The 14822-nt window shown below is 69.1% G+C and carries 14 protein-coding genes; 6 read left to right on the forward strand and 8 right to left on the reverse strand.

What is annotated here, in order from left to right; all coding sequences use genetic code 11:
• Window positions 1-64: 64 nt before the first annotated feature.
• Entirely contained in the window at window positions 65-688 is a 624-nt protein-coding gene (locus WH85_RS30905; protein ID WP_045745577.1) for an L-threonylcarbamoyladenylate synthase, read from the reverse strand.
• A 23-nt stretch (window positions 689-711) separates the two neighbouring features.
• On the opposite strand from WH85_RS30905, the gene WH85_RS30910 reads away from it, so the two are divergent.
• On the forward strand, window positions 712-1158 hold the full coding sequence (locus WH85_RS30910) for an NUDIX hydrolase (RefSeq protein WP_045745578.1): 447 nt from the start codon (window positions 712-714) through the stop codon (window positions 1156-1158).
• 95 nt (window positions 1159-1253) lie between these two features.
• Complete coding sequence (locus WH85_RS47560) at window positions 1254-2528, forward strand: HNH endonuclease signature motif containing protein (RefSeq protein ID WP_052720924.1); 1275 nt, start codon at window positions 1254-1256, stop codon at window positions 2526-2528.
• Window positions 2529-2754: 226 nt separating this feature from the next.
• Here WH85_RS47560 and WH85_RS53290 read toward each other — a convergent pair whose 3' ends face one another.
• Together WH85_RS53290 and WH85_RS51775 are read right to left on the reverse strand one after the other, a co-directional pair.
• Entirely contained in the window at window positions 2755-4719 is a 1965-nt protein-coding gene (locus tag WH85_RS53290) for an alpha-amylase family glycosyl hydrolase (protein WP_045745579.1), read from the reverse strand.
• Between the two features lie 147 nt (window positions 4720-4866).
• The gene (locus WH85_RS51775) at window positions 4867-5016 is read right to left on the reverse strand and encodes a hypothetical protein (protein WP_169792503.1); all 150 of its coding nucleotides are present in this window, start codon (window positions 5014-5016) and stop codon (window positions 4867-4869) included.
• A 102-nt stretch (window positions 5017-5118) separates the two neighbouring features.
• On the opposite strand from WH85_RS51775, the gene WH85_RS30925 reads away from it, so the two are divergent.
• The gene (locus WH85_RS30925; protein ID WP_083449388.1) at window positions 5119-6546 is read left to right on the forward strand and encodes an NAD-dependent succinate-semialdehyde dehydrogenase; all 1428 of its coding nucleotides are present in this window, start codon (window positions 5119-5121) and stop codon (window positions 6544-6546) included.
• On the opposite strand, the gene WH85_RS30930 is transcribed toward WH85_RS30925, so the two are convergent.
• Window positions 6536-7072, reverse strand: coding sequence for a GNAT family N-acetyltransferase (locus WH85_RS30930; RefSeq protein ID WP_045745581.1), 537 nt, complete (start codon window positions 7070-7072; stop codon window positions 6536-6538). The two genes, WH85_RS30925 and WH85_RS30930, sit on opposite strands and share 11 nt — an antisense overlap.
• Before the next feature lie 436 nt (window positions 7073-7508).
• Between WH85_RS30930 and WH85_RS30935 the strand changes: the two genes are divergently transcribed.
• On the forward strand, window positions 7509-8027 hold the full coding sequence (locus WH85_RS30935; protein WP_045745582.1) for a hypothetical protein: 519 nt from the start codon (window positions 7509-7511) through the stop codon (window positions 8025-8027).
• A 683-nt stretch (window positions 8028-8710) separates the two neighbouring features.
• The gene (locus tag WH85_RS30940; protein ID WP_045745583.1) at window positions 8711-9835 is read left to right on the forward strand and encodes a sugar ABC transporter substrate-binding protein; all 1125 of its coding nucleotides are present in this window, start codon (window positions 8711-8713) and stop codon (window positions 9833-9835) included.
• Window positions 9836-10037: 202 nt separating this feature from the next.
• Here WH85_RS30940 and WH85_RS30945 read toward each other — a convergent pair whose 3' ends face one another.
• From WH85_RS30945 to WH85_RS30955, 3 genes are all read right to left on the reverse strand, one after another.
• Window positions 10038-11057, reverse strand: a complete 1020-nt coding sequence (locus WH85_RS30945; protein ID WP_045745584.1) for an LLM class flavin-dependent oxidoreductase — start codon at window positions 11055-11057, stop codon at window positions 10038-10040.
• A gap of 142 nt (window positions 11058-11199) precedes the next feature.
• Window positions 11200-11694 (reverse strand): SsrA-binding protein SmpB, encoded by a 495-nt coding sequence (smpB, locus tag WH85_RS30950; protein ID WP_045745585.1) that lies wholly within the window; start codon window positions 11692-11694, stop codon window positions 11200-11202.
• 78 nt (window positions 11695-11772) lie between these two features.
• On the reverse strand, window positions 11773-12072 hold the full coding sequence (locus WH85_RS30955; RefSeq protein WP_045745586.1) for a hypothetical protein: 300 nt from the start codon (window positions 12070-12072) through the stop codon (window positions 11773-11775).
• Between the two features lie 92 nt (window positions 12073-12164).
• Here WH85_RS30955 and WH85_RS30960 point away from each other — a divergent pair, with 92 nt between their 5' ends.
• Window positions 12165-12932, forward strand: a complete 768-nt coding sequence (locus WH85_RS30960; RefSeq protein WP_245674163.1) for a suppressor of fused domain protein — start codon at window positions 12165-12167, stop codon at window positions 12930-12932.
• Window positions 12933-12962: 30 nt separating this feature from the next.
• On the opposite strand, the gene WH85_RS30965 is transcribed toward WH85_RS30960, so the two are convergent.
• Window positions 12963-14633: a hypothetical protein gene (locus WH85_RS30965; RefSeq protein ID WP_157411309.1), complete on the reverse strand. Its 1671-nt coding sequence runs from the start codon at window positions 14631-14633 to the stop codon at window positions 12963-12965.
• Window positions 14634-14822: the final 189 nt, after the last annotated feature.

Raw genomic sequence — 14822 nt, forward strand, 5'->3', positions numbered from 1 at the left:
GGTTCGTGAGGTGCGTTGTGCTGGTTCGTTAGGTGCGTTGTGCCGGTTCGTGAAGTGCGACGGGTCAGTCCGTGAAGCGCGACGGGTCACCGGCGCCCGTCCGCAGCACCTCCGGGACGCCACCGGACAGGTCGATCACGGTGGTCGGCTCGGTACCGCACTCGCCGGAGTCGACGACCGCATCCACCACGTGATCCAGCGCCTCCTTGATCTCCCAGCCCTGCGTCATCGGCTCCGCCTCGCCGGGCAGCAGCAGCGTGCTGGAGACCAGCGGCTCACCCCACTCGGCGAGGATCGCCTGGGCGGTGGTGTGCGCGGTGATGCGTACCCCCACGGTCTTCTTCCTGGGGTGCAGCAGCCGTCGCGGCACCTCCTTCGTCGCGGGCAGGATGAAGGTGAACGGCCCCGGCGTCGCGGCCTTCACGGCCCGGAACAGCGCGTTGTTGATCTGCACGAACTGACCCAGCTGCGCGAAGTCGTGGCACATCAGCGTGAAATGGTGCCGGTCGTCCAGGTGCCGGATCGCACGGATCCGGTCGATGCCGTCCTTGTTGCCCATCCGGCTGCCGAGTGCGAAACACGAATCGGTCGGATAGGCGATCAGCCCGTCGCCGCGGATCAGATCCACGATCTGGTGGATGCTGCGCGGTTGCGGATTGTCCGGGTGCACGTCGAAGTACTTGGCCACTCGACGCAGCTTAGGCTCCGGAGATGGAGACCGTTCACCGACCGGCCGTTCGGGTGATCTGCATCGACGTCGACGGCCGGATCCTGCTGATGAACTGGGAAGACCCGACCGACGGCCACCGCCTCTGGGAGCCGCCGGGTGGCGGCATCGACCCCGGGGAGACACCACTGGAAACGGCCCGCCGGGAATTGATGGAGGAGACCGGCCTCGATCCGGGGGCCATTCTCCCCGGCTACGTCGAGGTCCATCGGGATTCCGTGTGGAAAGGGCGCCGGATGACCGGGCCGGAACAGTTCTTCCGGGCCAGGTTCGCCACGTCCAGGCCGTTGGTGGTCAAGGACGGGCTTCTGGAGTACGAGGTGAGCGAACTGCGGGCCGTCGCATGGGTCGACCCGGCTGAACTGGCGGCGTTGACCGATCCGGTCGAACCGCCTGGCCTGCGGGAACTCTTGGATTCGGACTGGCCGTAGTAGCGGATCGGCGATCTTGGTGCGCGCCGCCCGGGCATAGCGGTCAGGACGGTGGAAGCTTGCGGTGAGTCGTACAGGTGTTCGAAGATGGGGGTGTGCGGGAGGTTGTCGAGAAGTTGAGTGAGGCGGCGTCGGCGTGTGCCGAGGCGCCGTTGTGGCCGTTGCCGGACGCGGAGTTGCTGGGGTTCCTCAACGGCGTCTACCAGGCCCAGCAGGTGCTCCACGCCGCGCTGCTGCACGCGGTCCGCGAGGTGGAGGGTCGCGGCATCCCTCAGAAGGAGAACGTGGCCACCGCGAACATGTGGATGCGCACCCGGTTGCTGATCACCTCCCGGGAGGCCGGCGGGCTGCTCGCCCAGGCCCGACTGCTCGACGCCGACCCGGCGGTGGACGCCCTCGTCAAAGCCGGCGAGGTCAACGCGTCGCAGCTGGCAGTGATCAGTTCGGTCCTCGGCGAACTGCCGGCGAGCCTGGACGCGGAGAGCAGACTCCAGGCGAGCCGGCTGCTCGGTGACTGGGCGCCGGTCCTCGACCCGGTCGAACTGCGCCGTGCCGGGAACCGGATCCTCGCCCACGTCGAGCCCGACGAGGGCGACGCCGCGGAGGAGGAGCGATTGCGGCGGCGCGAGCGGGACGTGCATGCCCACCGATACTTCACGCTCAGCCCGCTCGGCGACGGGCGGATCAGCCTGCGGGGCATGCTGGACGCCGAGTCCGCCGCGGTGGTGAGCGCCGCCCTGGACCCGCTGTGCAGCCCCGCGGGCGCGGCGGCCGAACAGGCCGAGACAGGCGAGGCGCGGACCCCGGAACAGCGCCGGGCGGACGCGCTGGTGGAGATCTGTCGCGGGATGCTGGCCGGCGGCACGCTTCCGGAGAACGGCGGCGACCGTCCCCAGGTGACCGTGACTGCCGCCTTCGACGTGTTGAAGGGCGAGTTGACGTCCGGCGTGCTCGACGACGGTGAACCGGTGTCGGCGTCCACCGTCCGCCGGATGGCCTGCGACGCGCGGCTCCTCCCCCTGGTCATGGACGGGCCGGGCCAGGTGCTGGACGCGGGTCGGACCCGGCGACTCGTCAGTGGTTCGCTGCGCCAGGCGCTCGTCGCCAGGGATCGCGGGTGTACGTTCCCGGGCTGCGACCGGCCGTCGCGGTGGTGCGACGGCCACCATGTGCGGCCGTGGTCCGAGGGCGGAACGACGGACCTGGGCAACGTCACGCTGCTGTGCGGCTATCACCATCGGGTGGTGCACGACGCGAACAGCGGCTGGGAGGTGCGGATGGGCGACGACGGACATCCGGAGTTCCTGCCGCCGCCCCACCTGGACCCGGCCCGCCGGCCGCGCCGCAACCAGTTCCACCGGCGGACGTGAGGGGCGGGCGGGGCCAGCGGGGTGGGAGCGGTGGGAGCGATAGGAGTGGTGGGACTGATGGGAGTGGTGGGACTGATGGGAGCGGTGGGAGTGGTGAGGCGGCCAGTGTGCGAGTCACTCTGCGGGTATCGGGTTGCGGCATGCCGTCCGGGGTGACATCAGGGCGTGAAGTCGGAGCATGGCGTCGGGTCTCGGCATGCCGTCCGGGGTGACATCAAGGCGCGAGTCAGACCGGGGCGTCGGATGGCAACATGTCGCCGGAGGCGGCATCACAGTGTGTGAGCCAAGCCGCTGCGTCGGGTGGCAGCATGCCGTCGGGCGTGAGAGGCGAGCTGGTCAGAAGAAGATCGCCGGGCGGGAGCGGGACCGGCCGCATGCCCATGGCCACGACGAGAGAGAAGCGGGGGCGGCGGGCTGTCAGGCGCGCGTCGTGATCGACGGACCACACGACCGGATCGTAGGGGGACAGGACGGCATCGGATCCGATAGCGGTAGCGCGGGCTGTTCCGTTGTCGCTGCGGCTGCGGCTGCGGCTGCGGCTGTCGCTGTGGCTGTCGCTGTGGCTGTCGCTGTCGGCGCCCGCGTAAGCGCAGGCACCGGTGGCCTGGGCGGGGCGCGGCGTGGTGAACGCGGAGTCGGATCCGCCATGAGTAGGAGAACTCGTCAGCGGCGTGCCGTGGAGTTGTCGGCGTAACGCGATAGCGGCCCGCACGAGCGGCAGCGTGAGCGAGTCGAGGTGATCACCCCAACCGTCGGGTACGGGAAGCCAGGGTTGCCGTGAACGGGGTGTCCGCTCGTCCGGTGCCGGTGCCGGTGCCGGTGCGGGTGCCGGTGTGGGTGCCGGTGTGGGTGCCGGTGTGGGTGCCGGTGCCAGCTCCGATTCCCTCGGTTCCCCCGAATCCAGTTCCGGCGCCGGTTCCCCCGGTTCCCCCGGTTCCCCCGGTTCCGGTTCCGGTTTCGGTCCGTCTTCGTGCTCGGGACGGTGTGACTCGTCGTTGGTTGTCGCCGAGGAGAAGCCGTAGGTGCCAGCCGGTGAGCGGGTCCAGGGCAGCGGCACGCGGCAGCCGTCCCGGGACGTGCCGGACCGGAGCCAGGCCGGGTCCTGGCGGGCGTCCGGGGGCACGTCCACTTCGGGTAGGCCGTACTCCTGCCCCTGATACAGGTACGCCGCACCGGGCAGGCCCAGCACCGTCAGCACGGCGGCACGGGCGCGGGCCTCGTTGCCGTAGCGGGTCGGGGTGCGTACCACGTCATGGTTCTCGACCACCCAGGTGACCGGAGAGTGGCGCAGCAGCCGGTCCCCGATATCGCGCCACGTACCGGCGTCCCACGGCGCGAGCAGGAACGCGAAAGCGAACGACTGGTGCAACCGGTCGGGGCCGACATAGCGGGCGGCGAGCTCGGGTTCCAGGTTCACCTCACCGATCAGTGCCCGCGGCGGGTCGTAGGAGTCCGCGATCGTCCGCCACCGCCGGTACACGCCGGTCACCTCGGGCTGGTCGCAGGCGAGCGGGTTGGCGCGCAGCCGCCCCGGCTGTATCCGGGCGAGGTCCTCGGCCGGCAGGGACGGTAGCCCGGGCGCCTTGAACAGGCCGTGCGCCACGTCGATGCGGACACCGTCCACGCCCCGGTCGAACCAGAAACGCAGCACGTCGTCGAAGAACGGGGCGGTGCGCGGGTCGCGCCAGTTCCAGTCGGGCTGTTCGGGGGCGTACAGGTGCAGGTACCAGGAACCGTCTGGAGTCTGCGTCCAGGCGGGACCGCCGAACACGCTGGGCCAGTTGTTGGGCGGTCGGTCCGCGGGCGCGGCGAAATGGAAACGGGCCCTGGCCGCGGCGTCCCCGGCCACCGCGGCCCGGAACAGCGGGTGTTCCGACGAGCAGTGGTTGGGGACGATGTCGATGATGAGGCGCAGGCCCCGCTCGTGGGCACGGGTCAGCATGTCGTCGAACGTGGCGAGATCACCGAACAGCGGGTCGACGCCGGTGTAGTCGCTGACGTCGTACCCATGATCTGCCTGTGGAGACGGCTGGAAGGGCGTCACCCAGATCGCGTCGGCACCCAGGCCGGCGATGTGATCGAGGTGGGCCGTCAGGCCCGCGAGATCGCCCACCCCGTCGCCGGACGCGTCCGCGAAGGACCGGGGGTAGACCTGGTAGACGACGCCGTCTCGCCACCACTCGCCGTCCACGGCGGACAACCGGCCTGGCAACCGGCCTGGCAACCGGCCTGGCAACCGGCCTGACAACCGGCCGGACGACTGACGAGCCTGCCGTGTTGATCGCTCACAGCGCCGACCAGACGACTGGCCTGGCAACTGACCGGACAACCGGCCGGGCTACCGGCGGCGGCCTTGCAGGCGGGTGAGGAGGCTGCGCAGGCGCTGCTGGTTCTCGGGTTTGGCGAGCTGGCGGCGACCCTGCTCGACCAGACGGCGGCCGCGGGGACTGTTCAGGAACGTTTGGATGCGCTGCGTGAAGGTGGGCATACCTCCAGTGTGCCCGTCTCCGTCCAGGAACCGTGGCGCGCGCCGAAGATCAGGACGATGCTGAGGACCGGATCCGTGCTGCAACACGTGAGGAGCTACGCCGTGGAGACCGAACTGTTCATCGCCGGCAAGTGGGTGCCCGCCACCGCGGGAGGCCGCTTCGACGTGCTCGACCCGGCGAGCGGCGAGGTGATCGCCTCGGTTGCCGACGGTGGGGAGGCGGACGCGATCGCCGCCGTGGACGCTGCGGCCGCGGCGGGCCCGGCCTGGGCGGCGACCCCTCCGAGGGTACGTTCGGAAGCGCTCCGTAAGGCGTTCGAGCTGATGACGGCCCGCGCCGACGAGCTGGCCCGGCTGATCAGCCTGGAGAACGGCAAGGCTCTCACCGACGCGAAGGGCGAGGTGGCGTACGCGGCGGAGTTCTTCCGCTGGTTCGCCGAGGAGGCGGTCCGGGGCGAGGGGGTCGTGGCGACCGCGCCGTCCGGGGCGAACCGGATCCTGGTGGTCCGCCAGCCGGTCGGCGTGTGCGTACTCGTGACGCCCTGGAACTTCCCGGCCGCGATGGCCACCCGCAAGATCGGGCCGGCGCTCGCCGCGGGCTGCACGGTGGTTCTCAAACCGGCCAGCGACACGCCGCTGACGGCGCTGGCGATGGCGGCGATCCTGGCCGAGGCAGGCGTCCCCGAGGGTGTGGTGAACGTGTTGCCGTCGCGCAGTTCCGGCAAGGTGGTCGCGGCGATGCTGCGCGACGCCCGGGTCCGCAAACTGTCGTTCACCGGTTCGACCGAGGTGGGCCGGACACTGCTCGCCCAGGCCGCGGAGAACGTGGTGAACACGTCGATGGAGCTGGGTGGCAACGCGCCGTTCGTGGTCTTCGGGGACGCCGACCTGGACGCCGCTGTCGAGGGCGCGATGCTCGCGAAGATGCGCAACGGCGGTGAGGCGTGCACCGCGGCGAACCGGTTCTACGTCGAGTCCACGGTGGCCCCGGAGTTCTCCCGACGGCTGGCGCAGCGGATGTCCGCCCTGGTGGTCGGTCCGGGCACGGACGAGGCGACGCAGGTCGGGCCGCTGGTCAACGAGGACACCGTGGCGAAGGTGGACGGCCTGGTGCGGTCCGCGCTGGACGCCGGCGCGGAGGCGATCACCGGTGGTGCCCGGCCGTCCGGTCCGGGGTTCTACTACCCGCCGACGGTGCTCACCGGGGTGGCCGCGGACGCGCCGATCCTGCGCGAGGAGATCTTCGGGCCGGTCGCGCCGATCGTGACGTTCAGCGGCGAGGACGAAGCGGTACGCCTGGCCAACGACACCGAGTTCGGCCTGGTGGCGTACGTGTACACCGGTGACCTGGCGCGCGGTCTGCGGGTGAGCGAGGCGATCGAGGCGGGCATGGTGGGCCTGAACCGGGGCCTGGTGAGTGACCCGGCGGCCCCGTTCGGCGGCGTGAAGCAGAGCGGCATCGGTCGGGAGGGCGGGCACGAGGGCCTGCTGGAGTACCTCGAGTCGAAGTACATCGCCGTCAACTGGTGATCTTTTTACGCATCCGGGCCAGCGGCACGGGCACCCCCGTACGGTCGTCCGCCAGGCGTTCGACGACGGTGAACCCGGCCGCCGTGTAGAGGGGCTCGCCGGACAGGGTGGCCATCAGGTCCAGGGACCGGAAGCCCTCGGCCGCGGCTGCCTGCTCGCACGCGGCGAGCACCATCCGCCCGATCCCGCGTCGGGCGTGGTCCGGGTGCGTGTACATCGCCCGCACCCGGGCCGCGTCCCGTGCCGGGTCGAGCAGCGCGGCGTCCCGCCCGGCGGAGTGGTCCCCGCCGTAGAGCGTGGCCCGGCGGCTCCAGCCCCCGCACCCGACCGCCGTCCCGCCGGGCTCCTCGACCACGAAGTACGTCCCGTCGTCGATGAGCTGCGTGTCCAGACCCATGATCGCCTGACTGGCGGCGATCTGTTCCGGACTGAGGAACGCCTTCTGCAGCTCCGCGATCGCGGCACCCATCACTTCGCGCAGCGCCGGGACGTCGTCCGGAGTCGCTCTCCTGATCACCAGTGTCATGCCGTCATTCTGCGATGACCCGCGCTCTCTGCGGCGGCGAGGTCGTTCCAAATCCGCGACCTGACGGGCGGGGATCTGGCGGATCAGGCAGGCCGTGACCCGGGCCGCCGTGAACTGGACGACCTCGGGGTGTGGGCCGACTTGTGTGGACCGAAAGTCATATCGAGGGGTGGCCGGCATGTGATGGACCGAGAGTCATATCGAGGGGTGTCCGGCTTGTGGTGGACGAGAGTTATGCCGACATGCAGTCGACGCTGGTGGTGCGCGGTACCGCCCCGATCGACGACCCGTCCCGGCAGGTCGGCCCCTCGACCTGAAGGGCATCGTGCTCGCCTACACGGGCGGCGCGGCGGAGCCTCGGCGGGTCCTGGAGCGCCAGTCATGAGTGGCACGGGGACGACGGGTACGAGCGGCACGACCACGGGGAGGCGACGATGTGCTGGTGCTGGTGCTGGTGCTGGTGCTGGTGCTGGTGCTGGTGCTGGTGCTGGCGTTGGCGTTGACGATGGCGGTGGCGCTGCTGATCGTGGGCGCTGTGCAGATGGATGCTCCGCTGATGATTCGCCCGTTGCTGGCTGGCCCGACGACGACCCCGACGGTGGCCGATTTTGATCGGGCGGAGCGGCTCGACTTCGACGTCGACAGCGGGCGGATGAGTGTCCTTCGGGAGCACTCGCCGACCGGTGGGTGGGTGCTCAGCAACCGGACGGTGGACGCGCCCGGGGCGGTGCTCACCGGGCCGGTCGATCGCACCAAGTGCGGCCGGCGCCTGGGTCAGGGCGCTTCGAAGGCCTGCTCCGCGTGGCTCGGCGAGCGGGGTCTGCGCCAGGAGCTGGTCTACGTGCCGAGCACCCGGTTCTGGTCGTTGCCATGGCGGGAGTTCGGCATCCGGGTTGCGCCGGCCGGGCTTCCGGTCGGTCTTGCCGTCTGGCGGGTACGCCGCGGCCTGTCGTGAAGTGATCAGCCTGAGCCCTGCTTTCCCGTGAACGGCAAAATTTGTTCCGGAAACGTGCGGACCTCGGCTCTCGTTAATTGTTGCCGCACCCAACAAAAGGGTGGCGCCGACCGTAGGGGTAAACCTGCACGGAAAAGCTTGCCCAAGGAGCAAAAGAGTAGAGCGAACATCTCCTCGAGGTGCCGCACCGATCAAGATCAAAATGGCGTGTGACGGACCCCTGGCACTGCGAGAAATGACCCCTCCTGCAACACATGGCGGCGATGACCGAATTCGGTCATCGCCGTCCGCTTTCGCCCCTCGGTAGTCGCCTCACCTGGACCAAGGGGTGATCGCCACCCGCGGGCGGTCAAAGATGATCAACCGCTCGGCCGGTTCCGCCGCCACCCCAAGATCGGTGATCGTATTCGCGCGGCCCGATCGTCGGACGGCCCCCGCGTCACCCGCGGGGCCGGCTCCACCGCCGCATTAATGCCCGCTTAGGCGTATTGAGTGACGGTGAGTGCAGATAACACCTTGCATTGGTCGCTGGCAGTGATTGTTTGGCAGTTACCGGTGAGATGTGAATAATCTTGCTCCCGGACCCGCACGATGTCGCCGCCACGGGACGCTGCCCATCGTCCGGCCGACCGTTCAGCGTCTCCGAGCAGCTCGGGATATACCCTGAGAGGACACCCAACGCCATGCGTAAGTCCCTGATCGCCCTGGTCGCCGCCGGCTTGTTGAGCACGGTGGGGTTGACGGCCTGTGACGACGGCGCGGACCCGAGCGACACCAGTGGCGGCGCCGCCACCACCGGCAGCGGCGGGACCGGTGCGACCGGCAAGAACGGCATCGGCGTGATCCTCCCCGACACCTCGAGCTCGGACCGGTGGACCACGGCCGACCCGCGCTACCTGGAGGCGGCGTTCGGCGACACCCCGCACGAGATCGTCAACGCGGACGGGGACAAGGAGCGGTTCAAGGCCCTCGGCAACGACATGCTCGCCGCCGGTGTCAAAGTCCTGATCATCGCGAACCTGGACTCGGCCAGCGGCAAGGCGGTCATCGACGCCGCGAAGGCCAAGAACGTCCCGGTGATCGACTACGACCGGCTGACCCTCAACGGCGGCGCCGACTACTATGTCAGCTTCGACAACGAGCAGGTCGGCGTCCTGCAGGCGCAGGCGCTGAAGAGCTGCCTCTCCTCGAAGACCACCGGCAGCCCGGTCATCGCCGAACTCAACGGGTCGCCCACGGACAACAACGCGCACCTGTTCAAGGACGGCTACGACTCGGTGCTCCAGCCGATGTACGACAACGCCGCCTACACCAAGGGCCCCGACCAGTACGTGCCGGACTGGGACAACGAGCAGGCCAAGGTCATCTTCTCCCAGATGATCGAGCAGTACCCGAACATCGGCGGCGTCCTGTCCGCGAACGACGGCCTCGGCAACGCCGCGATCGAGGTGCTCAAGGAGAAGGGCCTCAACGGCAAGGTCCCGGTCACCGGCCAGGACGCGACCACCCAGGGTCTGCAGAACATCCTCGCCGGCGACCAGTGCATGACCGTGTACAAGGAGATCAAGCAGGAGGCCGACGCGGCCGCCGAGCTGGCGATCAGCCTGTACAAGGACGTCAAGCCGCAGATCGCCGACAAGCTGAAGGACCCGGAGTCCGGCGCCTACGTCCCGTTCCGCAAGCTGGACCCGAAGGCGATCACCGCCAACAACATCAAGTCGATCGTGGCCAGCGGGTACGTGAGCTACGACAAGCTCTGCACCACGAAGTACACCCGGGCCTGCAAGAAGTACGGCATCAACAAGTAGAGCATCAATCGGTAGCCGGCAGCTACCGGGTGAGCGGCGGCCCTCAGGGTGAGCGGCAGCACCGGGCAAGAGACAGCGAAAGGGCCGGCGGACGAAATCGTCCGCCGGCCCTTTTATGTCGTTGTGAAGCCGGTTCGGGTCCCGCTCAGGGCATGGTCAGGAACAGCGCCCCGGCGGGTACGAGCGGAACCCGTCCGCTGGATCAGGCGAGCAGTTCCCGCACCCGCGGGATCACCACGGTCCCGTACAACTCGATGCATCTCATCAGCTGCTCGTGGGGCAGCGTCCCGTGCGAGAACTTCAGGTCGAACCGCTGGATACCCAGCACCTTCACCGTCTCGGCGATCTTCTGGGCCACCGTCTCCGGCGAGCCGACATGCCACGCGCCGTCGGTGATGTCCGCCTCGAAACGGTCCCGGGTCGCCGGCGGCCAGCCGCGCTCCCGGCCGATCCGGTCCAGATTGCGCCGGGCGTGCGGCCACAGGATGTCCAGCGCCTCCTGATCCGTATCGGCCACGAAGCCCGGGCAGTGCACCGCGATCGGCTGTTCCGGCTGCTCCAGCTCCTTGAGCGCCCGGTGGTACAGCTCGACGTAGGGTTCGAACCGGGCCGGCGCCCCGCCGATGATCGCCAGGACCAGCGGCAGGCCGTACCCCGCGGCGCGGACCACCGACTCCGGGCTGCCGCCCACCCCGACCAGGGTGCGGATCCGCCCCGACTCGGTCTTCGGATAGACGTGCTGGTCACGCAGTTCCGGCCGGATCGAACCGGACCAGTTCACCGGCTCCTCGGTGAGCAGATGCGTCATCAGGTCGATCTTCTCGGAGAACAGCCGCTCGTAGTCACCCAGGTCGAAACCGAACAGCGGGAACGACTCGGTGAACGAGCCGCGCCCGAGAATGATCTCGACCCGGCCGCCCGCGACGGCGTCCAGCGTGGCGAAGCGCTCGTACACGCGTACCGGATCATCGGAACTCAGGACCGTGACGGCCGTGCCCAGGGTGATCCGCTCGGTCTTCGCGGCCGCGGCCGCGAGCACGATCTCCGGCGACGAGATCGCGTAGTCGTCGCGGTGATGCTCGCCGACCCCGAAGACGTCCACCCCGACCCGGTCGGCCAGCACCGCCTGTTCCACCACGTTGCGGATGACCTGCGCGTAGGAGAGAGGTTTGCCGTCCGCGCCGACCGTGACGTCACCAAAGGTGTCGAGTCCGAATTCCATCAGCGAATCCTAGGTCCGGGCACGCCCGCGAACCCGGCCTATGCCCCAGACAGGGGCGCTGGTCACTCTTTTCCGGGCATGCCCGCGAACCCGGCCCATGGTCCCGGCAGGGGCGCTGGTCACTCTTTTTCCGGGGTACGCGTCAGCGCCGCCCGCGTGCGCTGTGACCCTTGAGGCGCCGGCCCATCTCCCGGGCGATCTCGTTCTTGGCGTCCCGTTCGGCCATCACCTGACGCTTGTCGTAGGACTTGAGACCCCGGGCCATGCCCAGCTCGACCTTCGCCCAGCCGTCCCGGAAGTACAGCGAGAGCGGCACCAGGGTCAGCCCGTTGCCGTCGTGCAGCTGGTTCAGGATCTTGATGATCTCGGCCTTGTGCAGCAGCAGCTTGCGGGTCCGCCGGGGCGCGTGGTTCGTCCAGCTGCCGAAGCCGTACTCCGCGATGTGCAGCCCGTAGAGCATCAGCTCACCCTCGTGCTCCCCGGCGAACGCGTCCACCAGCGACGCGTGGCCGGAGCGCAACGATTTCACCTCGGTCCCGGCCAGCGCGAGCCCCGCCTCCCACGTCTTCAGGATGGCGTAGTCGTGCCGTGCCTTCTTGTTCGAGGCGATCAGCTTGGTGCCGGTTTCCTTGACCACCCTCAGAGATTAAGACACGCCTGCCCCAACGGTCAGGATGCATCCGCCTCCGAGGTCAGGACACGCCTGGCGTCGAGGTCAGGACACGCCCGGCGTCGAGGACGGTTCCGGGTCGAGCGGAATCGGGCGGCGCATCGCGTACGTGACGCTGCTCAGCCGGTGCGGCTCATCCTTGACATGGATGACCGCACGGTCATACGCCTGCCAGCCGGCCAGTCCCGCCCGGTTCAGGTGACGCAGGTCGTCGAACCGTTCGTCGGTGCCCCAGCGCAGCACCCCACCCGGGTGGTGGAACGTGGCGGTCCAGTCCATGAACCGATCGGATCCCAGCGTGCCCGCCGCACGGTACTCGAGCCGCGCGTATTCCCAGTTGTCCACCGGATGATTATGCCGTCCGGACTGGACACTCGCCCGCCCGGGAGATCGCCGGTTCCCGGTCCCGGCCCCACCTGCGGCTAGGCTGCCCCAACGTGACGGACACCAGCGGTGAGACAGGTATCGGCGGGTCGGCGGACTCCATCGGCGGCGCGCCCGGGGAGGCGGGTCCACGGGGCAGCGGCATCCTGCGGCACGTGCCCGTGCACGACGGTTTCGTCGCGGCGCCCGGCCAGCGCGAGGAGATGGCCGAAGCCATCGACAGGCACATCGCCGCCCACTTCGGCCCGGTCGACTTCGTCCTCCACGAGCTCGGGTCGCACCTCGTCGGCGTGCACGTCTACGTCACCGAGCCGACCGAGGAACGACCGTTCCGGACGCTGATCACCTCCGGCATGAGCGACCTGCCGATGACCGTCCCGGGCGGGCACGGCATCAGCCCGTACGCGGAAGTGATGATCGCCCTGCCCGCCGACTGGCAGTTCACCGAGGCGGTCCACCCCGCCGGCGACGACACCTGGGAATGGCCGATCCGGTTGCTCAAGGAGGTGGCCCGGCTGCCGCACGAGTACGCCACCTGGATCGGCCCGTGGCACTCGCTGCCCAACGGCGACCCGATGCTGCCCTACGCCCCGTCGGTACCGTTCACCGGCGTCGTGGTCACGCCGATGCTCCGCGTACCCGCCGAGGCCCGCACCGTCGTCGTGGGCGACGGCACGGAGATCTCGCTGTTGGCGCTGGTCCCGCTCCACCCCGGCGAGGTGACGGTCAAGCTCGAGCAGGGCACCGACGCCCTGATCGACATCCTGGACCGCGGCGCCATCACGGAGCTGCTGGACCCGTCCCGCCCCTCCTACGCCTGACCGTCGTCCTCCTCGGGTGGGGACGGCCGGTCAGGTGTCCCGCAGAGGACTGAGGCGGTCGTCCTGCGGTGGGGCCTCGTCGTACGGCCGGAGGGGGACGCCCGCCTCGTCCACCCGGTCGCACAGCGTGTCCCACCAGTCCAGGGCGTCCAGTTGGCGCTGGAAGTCGTCGAAGCGGACCGGCCCCCACCCGTTCAGGGAGAAGTCGATGAACATCGACATGAGGACCGCGTAGTTCTTGCGGTACCTGCCGCCGGCCGCGTTCTCGTCGATCGTGATCGTCCCGTGCAGGCCGCCGTCAGTGGTGATCGTCGCCGAGCGTGCGTCGAAGTCGCAGGCGATGGTGCCCCTGGCGAAGGCGAAGACGGCCCTCCTCGTGGCCAGGCTGTCCGGGACGTACTTGCCCACACTGAAACGGAGGCGGATGTCCCGTGTCACGCCTTCCGCGACGATCCACGTGGGGGCGATCTCCTGCCCGGTGGCAGCGCGGATCTCGTCCGCGCGGGGCGTGTACCGGCCGATGCTGCAACCGGTCCAGGTCGGCTCGCCGGGACCCACCACGTGCCGGATGACGAGAAGCGGATGAACGGTCGTCTCGACGAACGGCCGCAGCGTCCCCGGCAGCTCCGTCCAGAGGCGGCTGTCGCCGACCGGTGACCGGGACCGGCCCTCCAGGAGCTCGACGTCGACCGACTCCAGGCGGCCCAGGCGTTCCCGGACGGTGGCCAGCTCGATGCTGTCGAGCAGGGAACCCGGCTCGCTGGTCAGGAATCCGCGATACGCGGGCAGTGGGTTCATCAGGTACGTCAGGGGCAGCGCCTTCTCCAGCGTGTAGTAGCTGAGGGCGAATCCGTTCGACATCAACCCGGGTTCGGCACGGAGGATGTCACGTTCGGCCCGTGACCAGGTGATCGGTTTCTCCACGGCGAAGCGCACGCCCGCCCCGGAGAGCGTCACCAGCTGCCGGAAGTGCGCGTAGGTGGGCGAGGCGATGATCGTCGGTGACCGGTCCCGGAGCGACGTCTGCAGCACCGTGTCCGGACTTGCCACCACGAGCCGGGCGGCCCGCCGGGCGATGGCGGCACGGTCGCTCTCCGAGGTCTGCTCCACCGTGGCGACCACGATGTCGTCACGGTCGTAACCCAGGGAGAGCAGCGCGGGAAGCGTGCGATTGATGGTGACGTCACCCGCCCCGATGATGATCAGATTCTGCGGGAGGCGCGTCTCGATACCCGGGTGTGAGCTGAGCACGACTGTAATTGCTACACCGAAGTAGAACAATGACGCAATAGCCACGCCGATACCTACCGGGTCGCCGCGTTCCGGATTTCCCACGGCGTCGACGAGCAGCGCACTGATGTGGCGTCCGGATATCAGCGCACCGAGCAATGCGATGATCGTCAGCACCACGGGGAGCGTGAGGAGATATTCCGCAGGATGGAAAATCGTGTAGCGGGTCTCGAGAAATCCCCGGAGCAGGCAGTAATAGAAGATCCACACGTTGGCCTCGACGAGGAACAGCCACTCGCCGCCGAGGAGCAGGACGTCGACCGCGGGATGGCGGCCCACCAGGCTGGACCGCGCCGTATAGACGGACAGGACCACGGCGAGGAGCGCGAGGAAATACCACTCCGTGAATGCCGAGGGGAAGTCCGGACGGAGATTCGTGGTCGGGCGCGCGGTGATGCGCTGACGAACCACGAACTTTATCCACTGCAGCGGGGAGGCGAGGCGCAGATAGTGTACGGCGTAGAAGGTCGCGAGTGGGAGCGGTGAAAGTCGCCCGCCCCACGTGAATGACGAGGATGTCGGTTGGGTCGAGACCGCGACCACGGTGGCTCTCATCTTGTTGATCAGTTTCCGCCTGAACCCGGACGGCATGCCCCGATG

Origin of the sequence: Actinoplanes rectilineatus, assembly GCF_000962825.1 — a bacterium.
In the GTDB taxonomy this organism is placed as follows: Bacteria; Actinomycetota; Actinomycetes; order Mycobacteriales; family Micromonosporaceae; genus Actinoplanes; species Actinoplanes rectilineatus.